Source organism: Peribacillus sp. NPDC097675 (genome assembly GCF_050277655.1).
In the GTDB taxonomy this organism is placed as follows: Bacteria; Bacillota; Bacilli; order Bacillales; family DSM-1321; genus Peribacillus.
In genome coordinates this window covers 121,065-139,920 of record NZ_JBNNSK010000003.1, presented here as the reverse complement: position 1 = coordinate 139,920, position 18,856 = coordinate 121,065, and the positions used below count along the sequence as shown (strand labels likewise).

Sequence of the window (18,856 nt, the reverse complement as noted above, 5' to 3'; positions counted from 1 at the left end):
GAGGTATCCATTTATATGAAACAAGCTAAATCAGGAAATGAAATCGTACATCTACTTACTGTTTCGGCTAGTGAGCTGCAGACACTTTTTGAAAAAGGAAAACGTGATCAGCTTTCTTGTGTCATATGTGATAAACCCGTGAAATTATTCATTGGAATTCATGAAACACCTTATTTTTATCACAGTGACCCTTCACGAACTGCTTGTGAAATGCCAAGTTTTACACAAAAAAATGAAACGAAACCTTTAGAATACATGGAACAAAACGGATTCAAGATACCTAAATCACGAACGATTACAGAAACAAAGCCAGTCATCGAACCATTTCTAAAAAGTAGGACCATTACAGGTAATCCTCCCTTTTTAAAGAAAACATCCATCAGCACTGAACAAAAGGACCCCTACTTTCAGGAACTATTTTCTAGTGGGGTCATACTGGATGATGAACAGTTAAAGGCGGCAAAAACGATTGAAGGACCCGTTCTTGTTTTATCCGGGGCAGGAAGCGGTAAGACTAGAGTGTTGACGGTACGGACTGCCTATATGATAACTGTCGAAAAAATTAATCCTAAAAGCATTATGCTTGTAACCTTTACAGCCAAATCTGCCAAGGAAATGCAAAAACGCCTAATAAGCTATCCTTATATGACCCCTTCCCTCGTCTCTCAAATTGTTAGTGGTACTTTCCACAGCATCTTTTATAAAATCCTGATCTTTCATGAACCCGCAAAATGGCAAAGGGAATTCTTGTTAAAGTGGAATTGGGAAAAAGAAAAAATATTGAAACAAGCCGGTCGGGAATTGGAGCTTGATGAAAAGGAATTTGCCTATGATCAGGCACTTCAGCAGATCGGACTTTGGAAAAACTCCTTGATTTTTCCTGATGATGTCAAACCGAATGATGATTGGGAGAAATCCTGCCTATTCTTATATAAAAAATATGAAGCCTATAAAGAACAAACAAGCAAATACGATTTCGATGACATGCTAGTGGGTTGTTATGTTTTTTTAAAAAGCCATCCTGAATTGTTACTAAAATATCAGCAACGGTTCCGCTATTTTTTAGTGGACGAGTTCCAGGATATTAATAAAGTTCAATATGAGTTGATAAAACTCCTTTCAGCGGAAACAAAAAATGTTTGTGCCGTTGGCGATGACGACCAAGCCATCTATTCATTCCGTGGAAGTGATCCAAAATACATTCTGAATTTCAACCACGATTTCCCTGGTTCCCAAATCGTGAAGTTGACCGAAAATTACCGTTCTTCCCATGAAATTGTTGCTACGGCAAACAAATTGATAAAACGAAATCAGCATAGGATGGATAAAACGATGCGGGCCCAGCATAATCAGGGAAATCCAGCTGTTTTATTCTATCCGCATGATGAAGAGCTCGAAGCAACAATGATCGTAACCGACATTCAAGAAAAGATTTCCAAAGGTGCCAACCCTGGTGATTTTGCCATCCTTTATAGAACGCATACGATGTCGCGTGCCATTTTTGAAAGGTTAGCTTCCTCTAATCTGCCCTTCGTGATTGAAAAGGATGCCGATTCCTTTTATCAACGGCGGGTCATCCAGGGCATGCTTGCTTTCATGCGGTTAAGCCTCCACCCTCAGGATAGCAAGGCGGCTTCTGACGTCCTTTCTTCCTTATTTTTAAGGCAGGGAGTTTTACAGGAATTAAAAGCCCAAACCATTCTGCAAGATTGTGATTTCATTGACGCATTTGCCTTTGTGAAAACAGGACATGCCTTTCAAGAACGAAAGTTAAAAGCGATACCTGCGCAAATCCGCTCAATTAAAACCATGTCTCCACTTGTAGCCATAGAAATCATCGAGAAGGACTTGGGCTATCAGGAGTATGTAAAAAAACGGGGAAATGAAGCAAATCTTGAAAAGGGTTCGGATGATATTCGTGATTTGAAGGTGGCCGCAAATCGGTTTCCAACCGTCGCTGCCTTCCTGGACCATGTCGATCATATGACTGCCATGGTTCAGGAAGTAAAACAACTGTCCAAGCACTTTAAAGATGCCATACAGCTTACGACGATTCACCGTTCTAAGGGACTGGAATATCAGTCCGTTTATGTCCTGGCCGCTGTTGATGGCAGCATCCCTCATGATTTTGCCTTGGATTCATACCGCAAGGGTGAACTTGGCCCACTTGAAGAGGAAAGGAGATTACTTTATGTGGCCGCGACCCGGGCCAAAAAGAATCTTTATCTCTCTATACCGCAAACGAGACGTGGACGGACCGCCCATCCGTCACGGTTCTTGAATTTTTAGAGATGCCCAAGAAAACAGGAGCCTGCATTTTACTTTAGGCTCCTGTTTTTCTTGCTATTTTTTATTTATCATATTGGAAATTGTCCCGAAATCCAGTTTGTTTCCCTCTGCAACGATAGAATGTACGATTTTGTCTTCCGTTTCCTTATTGACTGGTTTATTAGCGATTTGAGAAACCCGTTTAATTACATTCCTTACAGTCGCTTCATCTTTAAAATTGGCACCCTGTAGTGAGTTTGCCAATTCCATTACATCTTTCATGTTTACTCCCGTTTTTCCTTCTATGTTTTTAAACAAATTATTATCCATGCATAAGCCCCTCCTTTTCTGTATCTATCTTATGGGTTAATCAGGGATTTGTGCACGGACCAAAAAAAAGAAAGGCTTAAGCCTTTCCCTTTTTTACTTCTAACAGAAAGAAGCACCTACGATAACTAAAAGGATAAATAATACAACGATCAAGACGAACGTGGAGCCATAACCGCCGCCACTGTATCCGCCCCCGCCATATCCATAGCCTTCATTACAACCGCCACATCCGTAGCCACCATAACCAAACATACACTATCACCTCGCTATCATATTGAGCTCACTGATAATATATGTAGGGTGGGACAATATGTATAGGCCATGCCCTAATCGTCATGCCTATTTATTATCAATGGTTTATCCTTTCGGCCTGAAGACCAAAGCCCCGATAAATCCAAAGATGATTGCTGCTGATATCCCCGAACTTGTGATTTCAAACATGCCTGTAAGGACGCCCACAATTCCATGCTTTTCAGCTTCTAACATCGCCCCGTTCACAAGGGAATTCCCAAAGGAAACAATAGGAATGGTCGCTCCAGCACCTGCAAAGTCTACAAGTGGTTCATACAATTCAAACCCGCCCAATACGGCTCCTATGACTACAAATAAGCTTAAAGTATGTGCTGGTGTCAGCTTAGCCACATCGAATAAGAGCTGACCGATGACACAAATTAAGCCACCGATGACAAAGGCCCAAAAAAACATTGCTAACATCTATATCTCTCCTTTTTTCAAGCATTCGTCCCATACTCAATGGCCACCGCATGAGCAATGCATGGAATGGTTTCTTTTTGCTGAACAGTCAACGGTGATAATAATGCCCCTGTCGCAACCATCAGAATTCGTTTATATTTCCCCTGACTCATCTCATTTAACAAATGCCCATATAACACTACGGCGGAGCATCCAGCACCACTGCCGCCTGCTAAAACAGGCTGATCCTCTTTAAATACTATCAGTCCGCAATCCTTGAATTTTTCCTGGTTGATCCTACATCCTTTTGCCGCCAACAAATCCAAGGCCGTCGACCTTCCTATCTTTCCTAAGTCTCCGGTGACGATTAAATCGTAATCATCAGGAGTTAGCCCCGTATCCTCAAGATGAGATAAAATAGTATCTACTGCAGCTGGAGCCATGGCTCCACCCATATTGAAAGGATCCTTTAACCCCATATCAATGACCTTCCCAATGGTGGCGGAAACGATATGAGGGTATGCCTCCTGCCTTGTACCACTTGGAGTCACCAAGGCCACTCCAGCACCCGTAATCGTCCATTGAGCAGTAGGAGGTTTTTGTCCCCCATACTCCGTCGGATAACGGAATTGCTTCTCGACAGCGGCATTATGGCTCGAAGCACCCGTCAGAATATAGTCTGCTCCGCCATAATTTGTGATGAAAGCAGCCAGTGCAAGCCCCTCCATAGAGGTAGAGCAGGCACCAAACAGACCAAAGTACGGTATCCCATTGCTTCTGGCAGCTAAGCTGGTGGGGGTAAGTTGGTTAATTAAATCGCCTGCCAAGAGAAATTGTACATCTTCCTTTTTTATTTTCCCTTTTTCCAATGCAATTTCCATTGCTTTTTCCAACAGATGACGATGAGCTTTCTCATACGAATCCTGCTCCATCCATAAATCGCTATACAGGATATCAAAGTCACCGGGAATGTCGCCGTTCGCTTCAAAAGGTCCGCCTGTTACCCCCGTACCCAAGATGATAGGTTTATTAGCGAACGTCCACGTTTGCTTACCCTTTAACATTGGTCATCCTCCTATCGTCTGTAAAATCGTTTTGATTAAAGCCACGACAAAAGCGGAAAATACACCAAATAGAATGACGGATCCTGCCAATTTAAACATATTGGCTCCAACGCCGAGGACAAATCCCTCAGTACGGTGCTCAATGGCTGCTGAGATGACGGCGTTTCCAAAACCTGTAACAGGTACGGCACTTCCAGCTCCTGCAAACTGTCCGATTCGGTCGTAAAATCCGAAGCCCGTCATTAAAAGGGCAAGAAACACCATAGTTGCAGTAGTAGGACTTCCCACTGTCTGTTCCGTAAAATTAAAGAAGTAGATATAGAAATAAGAAATGGCTTGTCCCACTGCACAGAAAATGCCGCCTACAAAAAAAGCTTTTAGACAATTTGTAAAGACAGGTCTTTTTATTTCATGCTTTTCTTGAAGTTGTTGATATTCATCCTGTTGAGGGGTCGTCTTTTCCTTGCCGCTCATAATCTTTGACCTCACCTTCTTAAATTAGTTCTTTATGAAGCTCCACTATTTCCTTGAACTTCTTTTTCGCCTTTTTTTCTGGTACATCTTTTTCTTTAAGCAGTTCGTTCAATCTTACTGATTCGAGAAAGATTTTATAATCGCTGGAAATGATGAATGTATACTTTGGATACTTATCTTCCAATTTTTTTGTTACGTTTTTATCGATTTTCTTCATATGAAAGCGCTGTAGATGCTTAACTTTATAAGCTACGATGATTTTCTTTCCATTTTTCACCACAATCACATCGTAAATGGCATCTTCTGAACTCACCATCTCCTTGACTTTTGAAATGACACCTCTCTCATCTTCTTGGTCTTCCCCATGGATGATGTCCATCGGTTCAGGATTCGTCCGCTTAATTAAAGCTAATCCTTCAGTTTTCCCATCTTCTTTACTACTGCAGCCTGTTAATAACAACAAAGCGGTTAAAAAAGCCATGCAGCTTACATGTATAATTCTTCGTTTTCTGAACATAGAATCACATCCTAATTTAACGGTCTACTATTATCTTCTTGTTTTATCCTATTTTTATGAATGGTAGGATTAGGAAATAAAAAAACCTTTCCAGATTGGAAAGGTTTCTTTACTTAATAAGCTCTATTATTTTTAATTTTGTTACTTTTATTGCAGCCACAGTCTTTCTTAATTTTAATCGGCTGGTCTTTCTTAATTGGTTTAACAGCATACTGCCATGGGTTCTGTTTGTTATTCATATGTGACCCTCCTTTACCATCTATACCTTACTATATGATAAAAAAGACAAGTTGTACTCCGTCAAATATCCATAATTTTACTGATTATTACCTCGATTATGGACCCAACAGCCGCTACGGCAAGGATTAGGATCAGCACTTCCCCAATGAATACATGTTCTAGATATAGAACGACCAAAAAAAGACTCGACCAAACACCCACACACCAAAAACAACTTAGCAATTGTCCTACCCAGCCACGCAGTCCTTTTTCTTGTGGAACTAAATAGATTTCCGAGATTCCTTCTTCATTCTTTTCTTCTATTTCTTTATAAAAAGGCCGGCGTAAAGGCTCGGTTATTTTATCAAAAACGATTAATCGGGTCAGCCTGAATGAAGCTAAACCTAAGAGAAGTACGATTGTAAACTCAGACTGCGAGAGAAACATGTGTATTCTGCTCCTTCACTAATTGGAATCTTCGATAATTTTAACATTTAGGATATCCGGCAACCTGACAAAGCGAATATGGTTTCCCCTTTTGATTTTTACTGATTCCCCCCTCATTCCCATCACTTGAAACCTGACCGTTTCACCATGTATGACTGCCTCGCAAACAGGCTTTGGATACCCTTTAATATGGGAAAGACGCGTAATGATTTCACTTGTCGAAACTTTTTCCACCTTTTTTTTCTTTTTTATTTTTTTCTTCTCCTGTGCAGGAAGCTCGGGAGGTTCTTCGAAATGTTCTTCGGAATGTTCTACGGGGGCTTGTTCTGGTGAATATTGATTCGTGAGTTTTTTTATTTCGCTTATTTCCGATTCTATTTCTTTCATCGCATCGTATACACCAAATTCATGTTTAATTTTTTCAATCTTCTCCGTCTTTTCTGTCGGTTCGACCTTTTGGTTATCTTCCATCAACTCAGTTTTTTTTGATTCCGCATTTTTTCTTTTTTTCGTACGGTAATCACTTTGCATATTCCCTCTTTGTGCCTTCACTTCCACCTGGTCAACATATAATAGAGGTTTTGATTTTTTATCATTTATATTATCTGACATGCAAATCCTCCTTAATACTTCAGGATATCCACGGACTGAAGCTGCTCTATATGATATTTGACGACCTTTTTACCAAATTTATGCCTGATAAACAGATTGGTTTCTTGTTTATGCTCCAACTTCCCGAAAAGAGTCTGGCCATCAATGATGAATTTACAAACCGGTTTTGGAGCAAAGGCAGGCAGACGCCCCAATAACTCAACCTTTTCCTTTGTACTGTAAAAGCTGCTTCCACTTTTGCAGATATGGTTTAAATCCTCGACTGGAGTGGTTTGTTTGGTTTGTATCCCATCGGTATAAGAAAGACGCAGTTTTTTAACGTCCATAATTCCTCTCCCCTTTCAATCATTTAACCAATCGATTCCACAGAGGTTTCTGCCACTATTTCAATATCCGCTCTATGTATCATTTATATGAAATACGTTTTTTTTTATGCTTGTGCTATATCGTTCTTAAAAAATAGGATAATGATTTGCCATTGGATAATAAGGGATGAAATGGAGATAACTAAACGAATATTGATAGGTAAAGGAGTATATGCAGATGAGAAAAAACGGAAAAATATCTACCGTGCAATTATCTTTGATCATCATGACGGCAGTCGGTTTAAAAAATCATGTAACGATCCTTCCTCATTTATTACCGGCCGCTAAGAGGGATGGCTGGATTACTGTTCTCATTTCCTTTTTCCTCATCTTGGGTTGGTGTGTGCTTTTGTACTATATTCATAAAGCCACTGCCCATGAGAACATTTCCAAATGGGTCGAAATGAACGTGGGCAAGATTCCCGGGAAGGTCTTCTCCATCTCTCTAAGCTCTCTATTCGTCATATTGGCGGCAGTCTCATTAAAAGAGATGGTGGTATGGACAAAAGTATCCTACTTGCCGATTACCCCGCCAATTATTGAGATCATCCTATTCACGGGATTATGCTTTTTTCTAGCAAATACAAACATACAGACAATCGCCATCGTCAATACCTTCGTTTTAACAGCAGTCATTGTGTTCGGATTATTTGTAGCGTTCACGAACATTCAATTTAAAGATTATTCGCTATTAAGACCTGTTCTTGAACATGGGTGGAAGCCTGTTTTTTCCGGCATTATCTATCCTTTATCCGGTCTTATAGAAATGATCGTCCTTTTGTTTATGCAACAAAAAATTCATGGTCCGTTAAGATTCAAGGTTTTTGCCTTCAATGCTCTGATACTTACATTACTCATACTAGGACCTCTCATTGGATCAATTACTGAGTTTGGACCGAAGGAAGCTGCCAGGCAAAAATACCCCGCATTCGAGCAATGGGGGTTAGTCACCTTAGGGCGCTTCATTGAGCATGTTGACTTCCTGTCCATTTATCAATGGTTAACAGGTGCTTTTGTAAGGGTTTCCTTTTTACTGTTTCTGGCGCTTGAAGTACTTTCCATTAAAAAGAAACGGAATAAAACGATTCTACTTCTCATTTTTTCCCTGATATTAATCATTTCCAATTTATATAGGATCAGTGATATCAATCTATACTTCATCATTAAAACCTTTGTCATGCCTGGAACTTTCTATTATTTTTTTACGGTATCCATTCTACTGAGCCTGTTCATTTTTTTCAAAAACCGAAGAAAAAGGAGGACCACATCAGATGTTCAACAAAAAGAAGAAGCAACCGTCCAATCCGACTAACCAAGTCTCGGTTACCCACGAACCACTTCGTACAGATGAAGAATACTTGAAAGAGGTTTTCCGTAATTCTGAGGATGTTTTTTTTCAATCTACTTTCTATCGCGACGATGTACCTTTAAAAGTCACATTGATTGGTTGTGAGGGGCTAATTGATAATGAATTATTGAATAACCTCGTATTCGAGAGATTAACTCTTTTTTTTAAGAAATTCCCAAAGGGGAAAATTACCGTTGAGGACTTAAAGTCTTGCCTTCACCTCCCTCAACTAACGGAGCTAAATACGAAGGAACAGTTATTCGCCGACATTTACTCGGGAAAATTAATCATCCATGTCTTAGGTACCAACCGATTATTATCTTCAAATATTTCCAATCGGCCACAACGCAGTCCCGAGGAAACTTCGGCAGAAGTCACCATTAAAGGACCACGAGATAATTTCATTGAAGACTTATCCATCAATGTTGCTTTGATACGAAAGCGGATGCGGACCAATTCCTTAAGTGTGAAGCACTTTGAAGTCGGTAGACGTACGCGGACCAAAATAGCCCTTTTATACATGGAGGATATTTCAGACCCCGATATGGTCAATCAGCTTTCCAAGAATATCGAATCTCTTGATGTAGATGGAATCTATAGTGGCAATCAATTTATGGAATTGATAGAAGAAAAACCCGCTATCCTTTTTCCGAGGCATCACTATTCAGGGAAGCCTGATTTTGCGGTACAGTGCCTGTTAAAAGGGAGAATATTATTGCTCATTGATGGGGTTGCGTACACCATGATCACCCCTATTAACCTTTTCATTATTTTAAAGACCTCGGAAGATAACGAATATACGTCGACCTACGCTTCCTTTGAAAGGGGACTGCGTATCTTCGGAATCTTTATCGCTGCGCTTTTACCAGGATTTTGGGTTGCCCTAACTACGTTCCATCAAGACCAGCTTCCCTTGATCCTTCTTGCCACTGTCGTTGAATCCAGGCGGGGATTGCCGCTTCCCACAGCCTTGGAGGCTTTAATCATGGTCATTGTGTTTGAGATATTCAAAGAGGCCGGTATGCGCCTCCCAAGTTCGATTGGACCGACTTTAAGTGTGTTGGGCGCCTTGATTATCGGGGACGCAGCCATACGTTCTGGTCTAACCAGCCCGGCCATGCTGGTCGTGATTGCAGGCTCAGCCGTAGCCACCTTCACGCTTGTTAACCAATCCATTATAGGAGTCATCAGTTTGATCCGTCTTATCTCGATTGCTTCGGCGTCCTTTTTAGGGCTGTTCGCGTTTTTCCTACTCGCTCTATTTTTATGTGCTTACGTGAGTAATATACGGATTTTGGGGGTGCCATACCTGGAAGTGACCGCTAACTTGAGCCCAGCCAATATCTTTAAAACTCTTTTAAGGGTCCCCCCCTCTCTAGACAAAAGAAGGCCAACCATCATTGCTCCTAAAGATTCTACAGGGAAAGGCGATGATGAAAAAAAATGAAGTACAAGTTCATCCCAGTTCTAGTGCTTTTCCTCTTTCTATCTGGGTGTTGGGATTCCAATGAGCCCGAGCGGCTCGTTTATGCACATGGAATGGGAATCGATTATAAAGATGGCAAAGTCATCGTTCACCTTCAAATCATCAACTTGCAAGGGTTGGCTAAAACTGAGGCCGGGGGCGACCCGACCTCCCAGAATGCAAGTGATGTTGGAACCGGAACCGGGAATACACTGGAAGAAGCCATTTTCGATTTATATCATACATCAGATCGCCGCATTTATTGGGGTCATCTATCTTTTGTCATTTTTTCTGATGAAGCCATTAATGCAGGAGGTTTCAATAAGACAGTGGATTTCATTGACCGTTATCGTGAAACTCGGTATCGCATTTACTTCTATATGACGAAGGGATCCATTAAAGAAGCTATGCTGGTTTCCCCCATTGAAAATATTTCTCTGGCTTTTTCTAAATTAAGTGACCCCGTGGGGAACTATAAGCAAAGCTCTTTTATCCCCCCCATCGATTTGAGGGAACTTATCATTGATTTGGACGAACCCGCCTATTTTGTCTCCATTCCCCGATTGAAGGTGACAGAACAATGGAGCGGCCAGAAAGAAAAAAAGAAAGATTTACTGTTGGATAGCATTGCTGTCATTTCAGAGAATAAGATTAAAACCATTTTTCCTACACGTGCGATGAAAGGCGCAAGATTGGTAAATAAGAACTTTGTCCGTGATAGTGTTAAACTTTACCCAGGAACAAGGCAGGATACTTCTGTTATCGTTTATGAAAAAAAGGTTAAAATGATACCTGTTATAGAGAAAGATGGAAAGGTACGCTTTCATATAAAAATGAAACTTAAATCGAGTATTGAAACGATGAAAGTGGATTCCACCCCTCAAGAGTATGAAAGAGAACTAAAACGCATTCTCAAAAAGGAAATCAGAGAAACCTATAAATTCGCAAAAGGCAAGAAAGTCGATCTATTCAGGCTTTCCGAAACCCTCTATCGAAAAGACATTAAAAAGTGGAAGGAAATTCAAAAGAATGGAGAAATTCCGTTAGAGGATGACACGATTAAATCCATCCAAATCGAAGTGAAACTTCAAAATACCGGAAAGGATAAATTGACACCAATCTTTGAGCACCAAGAAGATAAGGGGCATAAAGATTAATAAATGTTATCCATGTTGCAAATAAAAGCAAATAAAAAACCAGAATTCCTTAAAAGGCATTCTGGTTAATGGGGGGTCAATAGATGTAATCATCTGTTTGACCGCCCTTTTTCGTCATCCAATCACATGATACCCTGAATCCACATGAATATTTTCACCAGTGATTCCGCGTGACATATCACTGAATAAGAAAACTGCAGTGTCTCCGACTTCCTCGGGCGTTGTTGTACGGCGGAGCGGTGCTTCTTCCTCAATCTTCTTCAAAATCGTATTGAAGTCACGTACACCTTTGGCTGATAGCGTACGAATCGGGCCAGCGGATATCGCATTGACGCGAATGTTATCCTTGCCTAGATCACTGGATAAGTAACGTACATTCGCTTCAAGCGATGCTTTAGCCACACCCATGACATTATAGTTCGGCATGACCCTCTCACCGCCAAGGTAGGTCATTGTGACAATGCTTCCTCCTTCTGGCATGATTTCCTTCGCCGCTTTAGCTACAGCAGTTAATGAGAATGAACTAATGTTGTGAGCAAGCAAGAACCCTTCACGGCTTGTATTGACGAAATCACCATCAAGTTCTTCCTTATTGGCAAACGCCACACAATGTGCCACACCATGAATAACGCCTACTTTTTCTTTAATGTCTGCAAAGCATTTCTCAATATCTTCGTCCTTCGTTACATCGCATTGCAGGATGATGGCGGGTTCCCCTTCCAAAGTGGAAGACAACTCCTTGACACTTTTCTCTGTACGTTCTTTCCCATATGTAAAAATAAGCTTGGCCCCTGCTTTATGTAAGGAACGGGCAACTCCCCAAGCAATACTTCTTTTATTGGCAACACCCATAATGACAAACGTTTTTCCTTCTAATGAAAAAGTCATGCTTATGTGACCTCCTAGTTTGATACAAGTTATTAGTACCTGATACTAATTTTAGTATACCAAATATCAGGATAGAAAAATACCGTTTTCTCATTTTAGAAGGAAGTAAGCGAAAGTCTTTCTCCTTCGCTTACAATAAATAGCCCATCAATAATGTGGCTAACCCGAAATAAATGAGAATACTGATTATATCGTTGATGGTTGTAATGAAAGGACCCGACGCCACGGCTGGGTCGATTTTCATTTTGTGCATAAACAGCGGAACCAATGATCCCGCTAGTGTCGCAACAATCAATGTGATGAAAATGGAAATTCCCACCAATAGCCCTAACATGAAATCGTGCTTCCAGAAGAAAACAATGGCCGTAATTACGATCCCACATGTCAATCCTGTAATGAAGCCGGTCCCTGCTTCCCGGATTATCAGTTTCCATTTACTTTCCTCTTCCAAGTCACCGGTCGCAATTCCTCTTATGGCTACCGCAAGAGCTTGTGTCCCTGTATTCCCCGCCATCCCCCCAATCAAAGGGATAAACACGGCTAGTATCGCTTTCTGGCTCAGTGTCTCTTCAAAACGCCCAATAAGGCTAGCAGTCAATAACCCGAGAAATAGAAGGATAACCAACCATGGCAACCGTTTTTTCGCAGCTGAAAAAGCACTCTTATCAACATGGTCAAGATCGGATACACCCGCTAATTTAGAGTAATCATCCGATGCTTCTTCGTCCATGACATCAATAATATCATCTACCGTAATGATTCCCAATAAACGGTTTTGGAAATCGACAACCGGTACGGCGAGAAAATTATAGTCCCTTATTTTACGGGCCACCTCTTCTTGATCCTCGGAAACAGGGACGGAAACCACCCTTTCATCCATCAAATCACCAATAAGGGCACTTTCATCTGCAATGATTAAAGTCCGGAGTGACAAAACACCCAGTAACTTTTTATCTTGATCCGTCACAAACACATAATAAATTGTCTCCGCTTGCGGTGCTTCCCTTTTTAATATCTGCATGGCAGAACGCGCCGTTTCACTAGCCTCGATAGCAATGAATTCAGTCGTCATGATGCTTCCGGCAGTCGACTCTTCATAATGAAGAAGTTCTTGAATCTCACTGGCTGCATCGTTATCCATAATCGTCAAATAACTGACGGCTTGTTCATCGTTTATCTCATTCAAAACGTCAGCCGCATCATCTGCGTACATATGGGATAGCATATCGGCTGCATAGGAAGGATTCATTTCAGCTAGCAGGTTTTCATATTCTTCTTCATCTATTTCAATGTTCTCAAAAAGATCCGCCATTTCTTCCGGTGATAAAAAACGATACACAATAGGGCGGTACTCATCCTTTAAGCCCGTATAAAATTGGGCCTGATCATATGGATGCATATCAAGGAACTCTGTACGGAATTGATCTATGTCTTCTTTTTCTAGAGCTTTAACCAACAGCTCTTTATTCTGTTTATTGGTTTCTCTATCCTGCATTTCTTCCATGGATACACCTCCTCTAACATATTTTTTTATTTTGTACTTAATATATTATTTTTTGAAATAATACTATACTAATACCATAAATATTAATAAAACAAACAAAGGACGTGAAATATGAAGATTGATATCATCGGGGACATTCACGGTTGCTTCACTGAGTTCAAGAAATTGACGATGCAAATGGGTTATAGCTGGGATAGCGGAATACCAATCCACCCCCATGGAAGAATTCTAGGATTCGTAGGTGATTTGACTGACCGTGGTCCTGAGTCTCTCCATGTCATTGAAGTCGTCTATGAATTGGTGATCATGAAAAAGATTGCTCTTTATGCACCAGGGAATCACTGTAATAAACTGTATCGGTATTTTTCAGGAAACAAGGTGCAGATATCCCACGGACTTGAGACGACTGTAGCTGAGTATCAAGCTTTGAGTAGCCGGGAACAGAAGAAAGTCCGTAAACAATTCATGGAGTTATATGAACAATCCCCACTTTATCAATTAATCGATGAAGGCCGTTTAATTATTGCCCATGCAGGCATTCGTAACGACCTTATCGGTCAATATGGGAGTAAGGTGAAAACCTTTGTCCTCTATGGAGATATCAATGGAGCCAAGCATCCAGACGGCTCACCGGTCAGAAGGGACTGGGCCCAATCCTACAAAGGAAATGCATGGATTGTATACGGTCATACACCCGTCCTTGAAGCAAGATGCGTCAATCATACATACAACATAGATACTGGTTGTGTCTTTGGTGGTAAGCTTACTGCTCTTCGGTACCCGGAATTGGAATTACAAAGCGTTCCCTCTTCATTATCTTTTATAGCCGAGAAGTTCAGGACTTCTTTTGACTAACCAAAAAAACTCGCCGGTTTGGGTGAGTTTTTATTGGTTTCATTCTCTTATTCGCAAAATACCGTTTCACTCGTTTTCCCTTCTAACAGAACCGCCATATCCAGTGGTAACCCTTCCTGGAAATTCATCGTCTTTTTAGTAAAGGGATGTAGAAATTTCAATTCATAACAATGGAGAGCCTGACGATCAATCCTATCTCGGTGTCCCCCATACAGATCATCCCCTGCAAGCGGGTGTCCGATATATGCCATATGCACCCTGATTTGATGGGTCCTGCCAGTTAAAAGTTCCAGATTAAGGACCGTGTAATCTTTAGTTCGGGCTCGTACGTCAAAAAGAGTGCAAGCATAACGACCGTCATCCCGCACTTCACGTTCAATTATACTTGTCGATTTCCGACCGATTGGCACCTCTACTTTTCCTGAACAACCAACTTGTCCTTCAGCCACAGCTTGATAGCGTCGTTTCACTTGACCCAATTTTTGCTGTTCACTTAAAAGATGATGAATATGTCTATGCTTGGCAACCAAGACCAATCCCGATGTGTCGCGATCAAGCCTTGTCACGATATGGATCGTCGCCTGTATATTCATCTTCTTATAATATCCTGCCAACGCATTGGCCAGACTGCCATTCGGATGTTCACGTGAGGGAATGGTGTTCATCGAATGAGGCTTAACTACGACTAATACAAAATCGTCTTCATAACGGATCTGAAGGGGAATATCTTCAGGCAAAAGCCCTTCACTACCTTGTTCAGGTGGAAAAATGACCGTGATGCTATCACCCATTTTTATTCGTTCCCTCACTGTCACCTCAAGACCATTGACCAGGATGTACCCGCCTTTAAATTTAATATCCGTTAACGCCCGCTTTGAGATATCGTATTTACTGAGGAACTCTCGTAATAAAGAACCAGAATCCTCTTCAGAAACCGACCAAGATAAAGAAAATTTTTGATTATACATGTCGTAATATAAGCTCCTTAATTGGCAATGAATGAATCATGAACCCTTTTCCAGAAAGGAAACGGACGAAATCTTGCGAAACGGATCTTTTCATCCGCTACACGACATTGAATGGACTTTACATCTTCTTGAAGGAGAGTTAAATGGTCAATCGTAATTTGGAAATTGACGTCATTGACAGGCCGGAACATACAAGTATGATGTCCAGGCAGCAAAAGTGGCGAGCCAACCGTCCTAAATACCCGATTATTAATCGACGCCAATTCCGTAATCTGGATGGCATCAATCGAAGGATGGACAATTGCCCCCCCAAGAGCTTTATTATAAGCGGTGCTTCCTGAAGGGGTAGCAATGCATAGTCCATCCCCACGGAATGTTTCAAAGTGCTGTCCGCGTATTTCCACATCCATGACTAACGTGCCTTCAACACTTTTGACTGTTGATTCATTCAAGGACAAAAATCTCGCTTCCCGCCCTCCATGCTGATAGCGAACAATCGTTTCCAGCAGTGGATATTCGACAACTTGAAAAGGAGTTTTTGCTAAAGCTATCACTAATTTCTCAATTTCATCTGGGGTCCAATCCGCATAAAATCCAAGGTGTCCGGTATGCACACCGACAAAGGCGGTCTTATCGAGCCGGTTCTTATAACGGTGAAAAGCATATAACAGTGTACCGTCACCGCCGACTGAAATGACAATATCCGGCTGGTCTTCATCATATTCCAATTGAAAGTCTTGGAGATACGTTCTCATCCTTTGCATTAACGTATTGGATTTTGCATCTCCCTTTGAAGTAATCGCAAATTTCATACAATACCACCTAACTCTTATTGATTTCTTCATTCTTTACCCTTAAAGAATTCATGAATCCTTTTTTCTTGAAAAAAGACGCTGTGCCTCCTGAATTTCAGTTCGGATTTGCGACATTTCTGCATCAAGCAGGAACGCAGCCTCAGCAGCACGTTTCAATCTTAATTGTATATCTTCGGGGAAAGCCCCTTTATATTTATAATTTAATGAGTGTTCAATCGTCGCCCAAAAGTTCATCGCCAAGGTCCTGATTTGAATCTCGGCTAATATATTTTTCTCGCCATGAATGGTCTGGACGGGATACCGAATTACAACATGATATGAACGGTAACCACTTGCTTTTTTATGAGAGATGTAATTTCTCTCCTCAACAATCTCGAAATCATTGCGGTTCCTCAAGAGATCAACAACCTGTGCAATATCATCGACGAACTGACACATCATCCGAAGGCCTGCGATATCCTGTATCTCAGCCCCCAACTGATCGATGGGTATGTCCTTCTGACTTGCTTTATCCAAAATGCTGTCGATTGGCTTCACCCTGCCCGTTACGAATTCTATTGGAGAATGAATGTTTTCTCTTTCAAACTGTTTCCTTAAACCCTTTAATTTAACCTTTAATTCTTCAACGGCCTGTATATAAGGCGCTAAAAAATCGTCCCAACTCTCCATTGCCACACCACCCACTTCTTTCGAAACGCCTGTTCAACTCTGGTATGGGCAGGACGATTCGAATCTTCTTATAAGATCCTCCAAGCAGTCCTGACAACTGCTTCTCCCCAGGAGTATTTATTTAATATGTATAATTTTTTTGTAGTCATAAACTGAATCAATCTATCGTGCTCAATGTTTATATTTTATCATATTCGGCAATTGATTCCTAAATAATCGAGTACGATAATGAAAAATTATTGAATTCGATTTGACAGTCGAAATGGTTCTTATATGATTAATATAAAATAATTGCTAAAGAGGGATAATCCATGAATCAACATATCGAGATTGAATTTAAAAATCTGTTGAATGAAATAGAATTCAACCAACTGATGGATCACTTTCAAATTGCCCCATCCACCTTCCATACTCAGCAAAATCATTATTTCGATACAGCTAATTTCAGTTTAAAAAGTCAAAACTCTGCCCTCCGAATTCGAGAAAAAAATGGGCAGCACGAATTAACTTTAAAACAACCGGCTAGCGAGGGCCTATTGGAAACCAATCAGACTATTTCAATGGAAATGGCCCACGCCTTTTTAAAAGAGGGAACCTTCCCTAAAGGACCTGTCCGCGATCTAATCATGGAAAGCGATTTGCATCCAGAAGATTTCACCTGTTTCGGCACGTTAAAAACGGACCGTTCGGAATTCCCGTTTCAAGGTGGTTTGCTTGTTTTAGATCATAGCTCATATATGGGCCAAGAAGATTATGAGCTCGAATATGAAGTTACCCATTTAGAAGACGGACAAAAAAAGTTTCTAAAACTACTGGAATCGCTTCAAATTCCGGTACGAGAAACCGAAAATAAAGTAAAGAGATTCTATCGGGCAAAATTCAGTGAGTAATTCCGCCCAAATCATATATGGAGGTGGAACAACGTGAAAATTCAAGACTTTAGGACATTAATGGATTTGCAAGCCATACAGCAATTCTCGACTGGCAATATCACCAATACAACTTCATCGCGGTCCATGTTCCAAGAGATGCTGACAGGACTCATGTCGAGCGATACTCTTGAAAATACGTCGCAATCATTGGGATCCCTTCTGTCCACCGTCGAAACCAAGGCACAGTCCATTCTTCAATCCAACGCTTTAACTTCACTCAATCCGTCGGTAACCGCTATCAGTACCAAACCGACAAGCGAAACTGTCACGAGTTTTGATGATATGATCAGCGAGGCTGCTAGCTTATATAACCTTCCGGAAAAACTGATTAAATCCGTGATTAAACAGGAATCTAACTTCAACCCTTCCGCCACAAGCTATGCTGGTGCAGCAGGACTCATGCAGTTAATGCCCGCTACCGCAAGAAGCCTCGGAGTGGATGATATAACCGATCCCAAGCAAAACATCATGGGCGGCAGTAAATACCTAAGCCAAATGCTCTCCCGGTATAACGGAGACATTGAAATGGCTTTGGCCGCTTATAATGCCGGACCTGGTAATGTCGATAAATATAACGGCATTCCACCTTTTTCAGAAACGCAGAATTATGTTCAAAAAGTGTTTAAGAGCTATATGAGCTAAACCCCAAGCCGACCCCCGAATCAAGTGGGTCGGCTTTTTTTTGTGAGCTCAGAATCCTTCTCATTCCCTCCATACGAAACCTTCTTTTTGTTCCTCTTTTATAATTGTGTAATAATACAGTTGTGAAGTAATATTCAAGCTAGAAATTTGTTATATGAGTAAGCGATTGTTAAAATATGATTAAATATCAAACATCTTTCTTTTAAAGGAGTAATCAACATGACGAAAGAGAACCCTACACCATATGAATCAATTGGAGAAGGGCAATTACACAGGTTAATTGATATATTTTACTCCAACGTTAGTCAACATCCGGAACTGCAACCGATTTTTCCTGACGACTTATCGGAAACGGTCCGTAAACAAAAACAGTTCATGACTCAATATTTAGGTGGGCCCTCCCTTTACACTGAGGAACACGGTCACCCTATGTTGCGGGCTCGACATATACCCTTTGAAATTACACCTGATCGTGCAAAAGCATGGCTTTCCTGCATGTATCACGCTATGGACGAAATCGGTCTTGAAGGTGAAATTCGCGAATTTTTCTATCATCGCCTCCATTTGACCGCCCAACATATGATCAATACATCCGGTATAGACGGGAAAGGAGAAGACAGTTGA

Annotated in this window: 23 protein-coding genes; 8 read left to right on the top strand and 15 right to left on the bottom strand. The window is 41.0% G+C overall.

The window, feature by feature from the left end:
- Positions 1-15: 15 nt before the first annotated feature.
- Positions 16-2,289, top strand: a complete 2,274-nt coding sequence (locus ACQKL5_RS06100) for an ATP-dependent helicase (RefSeq protein WP_427607221.1) — start codon at positions 16-18, stop codon at positions 2,287-2,289.
- A gap of 54 nt (positions 2,290-2,343) precedes the next feature.
- On the opposite strand, the gene ACQKL5_RS06095 is transcribed toward ACQKL5_RS06100, so the two are convergent.
- The 10 genes from ACQKL5_RS06095 to ACQKL5_RS06050 form a co-directional block, all read right to left on the bottom strand.
- Positions 2,344-2,598, bottom strand: a complete 255-nt coding sequence (locus ACQKL5_RS06095; protein WP_427607219.1) for a stage VI sporulation protein F — start codon at positions 2,596-2,598, stop codon at positions 2,344-2,346.
- A 99-nt stretch (positions 2,599-2,697) separates the two neighbouring features.
- Positions 2,698-2,850 carry a YjcZ family sporulation protein gene (locus tag ACQKL5_RS06090; protein WP_402964436.1) on the bottom strand — a complete coding sequence of 51 codons (153 nt, stop codon included), beginning with the start codon at positions 2,848-2,850 and terminating at the stop codon, positions 2,698-2,700.
- Between the two features lie 105 nt (positions 2,851-2,955).
- A complete protein-coding gene (gene spoVAE / locus ACQKL5_RS06085) occupies positions 2,956-3,312 on the bottom strand; it encodes a stage V sporulation protein AE (protein WP_427607217.1) in 357 nt (118 codons plus the stop codon).
- Between the two features lie 17 nt (positions 3,313-3,329).
- Positions 3,330-4,355, bottom strand: coding sequence for a stage V sporulation protein AD (gene spoVAD, locus ACQKL5_RS06080; RefSeq protein WP_427607215.1), 1,026 nt, complete (start codon positions 4,353-4,355; stop codon positions 3,330-3,332).
- Between the two features lie 3 nt (positions 4,356-4,358).
- A complete protein-coding gene (gene spoVAC / locus ACQKL5_RS06075) occupies positions 4,359-4,829 on the bottom strand; it encodes a stage V sporulation protein AC (protein WP_427607213.1) in 471 nt (156 codons plus the stop codon).
- Positions 4,830-4,848: 19 nt separating this feature from the next.
- Entirely contained in the window at positions 4,849-5,346 is a 498-nt protein-coding gene (locus ACQKL5_RS06070) for a YhcN/YlaJ family sporulation lipoprotein (RefSeq protein ID WP_427607211.1), read from the bottom strand.
- Positions 5,347-5,459: 113 nt separating this feature from the next.
- Complete coding sequence (locus tag ACQKL5_RS06065) at positions 5,460-5,585, bottom strand: hypothetical protein (RefSeq protein ID WP_427607209.1); 126 nt, start codon at positions 5,583-5,585, stop codon at positions 5,460-5,462.
- A 61-nt stretch (positions 5,586-5,646) separates the two neighbouring features.
- Entirely contained in the window at positions 5,647-6,012 is a 366-nt protein-coding gene (locus ACQKL5_RS06060) for a DUF1360 domain-containing protein (protein WP_427607208.1), read from the bottom strand.
- Positions 6,013-6,030: 18 nt separating this feature from the next.
- Positions 6,031-6,624 (bottom strand): hypothetical protein, encoded by a 594-nt coding sequence (locus tag ACQKL5_RS06055; RefSeq protein ID WP_427607206.1) that lies wholly within the window; start codon positions 6,622-6,624, stop codon positions 6,031-6,033.
- A gap of 11 nt (positions 6,625-6,635) precedes the next feature.
- On the bottom strand, positions 6,636-6,950 hold the full coding sequence (locus tag ACQKL5_RS06050; RefSeq protein ID WP_427607204.1) for a hypothetical protein: 315 nt from the start codon (positions 6,948-6,950) through the stop codon (positions 6,636-6,638).
- A gap of 217 nt (positions 6,951-7,167) precedes the next feature.
- Here ACQKL5_RS06050 and ACQKL5_RS06045 point away from each other — a divergent pair, with 217 nt between their 5' ends.
- Genes ACQKL5_RS06045 through ACQKL5_RS06035 form a run of 3 tightly spaced genes read left to right on the top strand, consistent with a single transcriptional unit; the run spans position 7,168 to position 10,959 of the window.
- Complete coding sequence (locus tag ACQKL5_RS06045) at positions 7,168-8,301, top strand: GerAB/ArcD/ProY family transporter (RefSeq protein WP_427607202.1); 1,134 nt, start codon at positions 7,168-7,170, stop codon at positions 8,299-8,301.
- Entirely contained in the window at positions 8,261-9,784 is a 1,524-nt protein-coding gene (locus ACQKL5_RS06040) for a spore germination protein (protein WP_427607200.1), read from the top strand. Before ACQKL5_RS06045 ends, ACQKL5_RS06040 begins: the two co-directional genes overlap by 41 nt.
- The gene (locus ACQKL5_RS06035) at positions 9,781-10,959 is read left to right on the top strand and encodes a Ger(x)C family spore germination protein (protein WP_427607198.1); all 1,179 of its coding nucleotides are present in this window, start codon (positions 9,781-9,783) and stop codon (positions 10,957-10,959) included. Before ACQKL5_RS06040 ends, ACQKL5_RS06035 begins: the two co-directional genes overlap by 4 nt.
- A gap of 114 nt (positions 10,960-11,073) precedes the next feature.
- On the opposite strand, the gene fabI is transcribed toward ACQKL5_RS06035, so the two are convergent.
- Positions 11,074-11,847, bottom strand: coding sequence for an enoyl-ACP reductase FabI (gene fabI, locus ACQKL5_RS06030; protein WP_427607196.1), 774 nt, complete (start codon positions 11,845-11,847; stop codon positions 11,074-11,076).
- Between the two features lie 130 nt (positions 11,848-11,977).
- On the bottom strand, positions 11,978-13,351 hold the full coding sequence (mgtE, locus tag ACQKL5_RS06025) for a magnesium transporter (protein WP_427607194.1): 1,374 nt from the start codon (positions 13,349-13,351) through the stop codon (positions 11,978-11,980).
- 111 nt (positions 13,352-13,462) lie between these two features.
- Here mgtE and prpE point away from each other — a divergent pair, with 111 nt between their 5' ends.
- Positions 13,463-14,206: a bis(5'-nucleosyl)-tetraphosphatase PrpE gene (gene prpE / locus ACQKL5_RS06020; RefSeq protein WP_427607192.1), complete on the top strand. Its 744-nt coding sequence runs from the start codon at positions 13,463-13,465 to the stop codon at positions 14,204-14,206.
- Between the two features lie 47 nt (positions 14,207-14,253).
- Here prpE and ACQKL5_RS06015 read toward each other — a convergent pair whose 3' ends face one another.
- The 3 genes from ACQKL5_RS06015 to ACQKL5_RS06005 are packed head-to-tail and all read right to left on the bottom strand — an operon-like array spanning position 14,254 to position 16,658.
- Positions 14,254-15,174: an RluA family pseudouridine synthase gene (locus ACQKL5_RS06015; RefSeq protein ID WP_427607190.1), complete on the bottom strand. Its 921-nt coding sequence runs from the start codon at positions 15,172-15,174 to the stop codon at positions 14,254-14,256.
- A 17-nt stretch (positions 15,175-15,191) separates the two neighbouring features.
- A complete protein-coding gene (locus tag ACQKL5_RS06010) occupies positions 15,192-15,986 on the bottom strand; it encodes an NAD kinase (RefSeq protein WP_427607188.1) in 795 nt (264 codons plus the stop codon).
- Positions 15,987-16,037: 51 nt separating this feature from the next.
- On the bottom strand, positions 16,038-16,658 hold the full coding sequence (locus ACQKL5_RS06005; protein ID WP_427607187.1) for a GTP pyrophosphokinase: 621 nt from the start codon (positions 16,656-16,658) through the stop codon (positions 16,038-16,040).
- Positions 16,659-16,969: 311 nt separating this feature from the next.
- Here ACQKL5_RS06005 and ACQKL5_RS06000 point away from each other — a divergent pair, with 311 nt between their 5' ends.
- The 3 genes from ACQKL5_RS06000 to ACQKL5_RS05990 all read left to right on the top strand — a co-directional run bounded on the left by ACQKL5_RS06000 (position 16,970) and on the right by ACQKL5_RS05990 (position 18,856).
- Positions 16,970-17,548, top strand: a complete 579-nt coding sequence (locus tag ACQKL5_RS06000) for a CYTH domain-containing protein (RefSeq protein ID WP_427607185.1) — start codon at positions 16,970-16,972, stop codon at positions 17,546-17,548.
- Positions 17,549-17,581: 33 nt separating this feature from the next.
- Positions 17,582-18,232 carry a lytic transglycosylase domain-containing protein gene (locus ACQKL5_RS05995; protein WP_427607183.1) on the top strand — a complete coding sequence of 217 codons (651 nt, stop codon included), beginning with the start codon at positions 17,582-17,584 and terminating at the stop codon, positions 18,230-18,232.
- 219 nt (positions 18,233-18,451) lie between these two features.
- Positions 18,452-18,856 (top strand): globin, encoded by a 405-nt coding sequence (locus tag ACQKL5_RS05990; protein ID WP_427607181.1) that lies wholly within the window; start codon positions 18,452-18,454, stop codon positions 18,854-18,856.

Bases quoted from the DNA above. Each gene is read 5' to 3' on its own strand.
- ACQKL5_RS06100 (WP_427607221.1), top strand. From the start codon at position 16: ATGAAACAAGCTAAATCAGGAAATGAAATCGTACATCTACTTACTGTT.
- ACQKL5_RS06095 (WP_427607219.1), bottom strand. From the start codon at position 2,598: ATGGATAATAATTTGTTTAAAAACATAGAAGGAAAAACGGGAGTAAAC.
- ACQKL5_RS06090 (WP_402964436.1), bottom strand. From the start codon at position 2,850: ATGTTTGGTTATGGTGGCTACGGATGTGGCGGTTGTAATGAAGGCTAT.
- spoVAE (WP_427607217.1), bottom strand. From the start codon at position 3,312: ATGTTAGCAATGTTTTTTTGGGCCTTTGTCATCGGTGGCTTAATTTGT.
- spoVAD (WP_427607215.1), bottom strand. From the start codon at position 4,355: ATGTTAAAGGGTAAGCAAACGTGGACGTTCGCTAATAAACCTATCATC.
- spoVAC (WP_427607213.1), bottom strand. From the start codon at position 4,829: ATGAGCGGCAAGGAAAAGACGACCCCTCAACAGGATGAATATCAACAA.
- ACQKL5_RS06070 (WP_427607211.1), bottom strand. From the start codon at position 5,346: ATGTTCAGAAAACGAAGAATTATACATGTAAGCTGCATGGCTTTTTTA.
- ACQKL5_RS06065 (WP_427607209.1), bottom strand. From the start codon at position 5,585: ATGAATAACAAACAGAACCCATGGCAGTATGCTGTTAAACCAATTAAG.
- ACQKL5_RS06060 (WP_427607208.1), bottom strand. From the start codon at position 6,012: ATGTTTCTCTCGCAGTCTGAGTTTACAATCGTACTTCTCTTAGGTTTA.
- ACQKL5_RS06055 (WP_427607206.1), bottom strand. From the start codon at position 6,624: ATGTCAGATAATATAAATGATAAAAAATCAAAACCTCTATTATATGTT.
- ACQKL5_RS06050 (WP_427607204.1), bottom strand. From the start codon at position 6,950: ATGGACGTTAAAAAACTGCGTCTTTCTTATACCGATGGGATACAAACC.
- ACQKL5_RS06045 (WP_427607202.1), top strand. From the start codon at position 7,168: ATGAGAAAAAACGGAAAAATATCTACCGTGCAATTATCTTTGATCATC.
- ACQKL5_RS06040 (WP_427607200.1), top strand. From the start codon at position 8,261: ATGTTCAACAAAAAGAAGAAGCAACCGTCCAATCCGACTAACCAAGTC.
- ACQKL5_RS06035 (WP_427607198.1), top strand. From the start codon at position 9,781: ATGAAGTACAAGTTCATCCCAGTTCTAGTGCTTTTCCTCTTTCTATCT.
- fabI (WP_427607196.1), bottom strand. From the start codon at position 11,847: ATGACTTTTTCATTAGAAGGAAAAACGTTTGTCATTATGGGTGTTGCC.
- mgtE (WP_427607194.1), bottom strand. From the start codon at position 13,351: ATGGAAGAAATGCAGGATAGAGAAACCAATAAACAGAATAAAGAGCTG.
- prpE (WP_427607192.1), top strand. From the start codon at position 13,463: ATGAAGATTGATATCATCGGGGACATTCACGGTTGCTTCACTGAGTTC.
- ACQKL5_RS06015 (WP_427607190.1), bottom strand. From the start codon at position 15,174: ATGTATAATCAAAAATTTTCTTTATCTTGGTCGGTTTCTGAAGAGGAT.
- ACQKL5_RS06010 (WP_427607188.1), bottom strand. From the start codon at position 15,986: ATGAAATTTGCGATTACTTCAAAGGGAGATGCAAAATCCAATACGTTA.
- ACQKL5_RS06005 (WP_427607187.1), bottom strand. From the start codon at position 16,658: ATGGAGAGTTGGGACGATTTTTTAGCGCCTTATATACAGGCCGTTGAA.
- ACQKL5_RS06000 (WP_427607185.1), top strand. From the start codon at position 16,970: ATGAATCAACATATCGAGATTGAATTTAAAAATCTGTTGAATGAAATA.
- ACQKL5_RS05990 (WP_427607181.1), top strand. From the start codon at position 18,452: ATGACGAAAGAGAACCCTACACCATATGAATCAATTGGAGAAGGGCAA.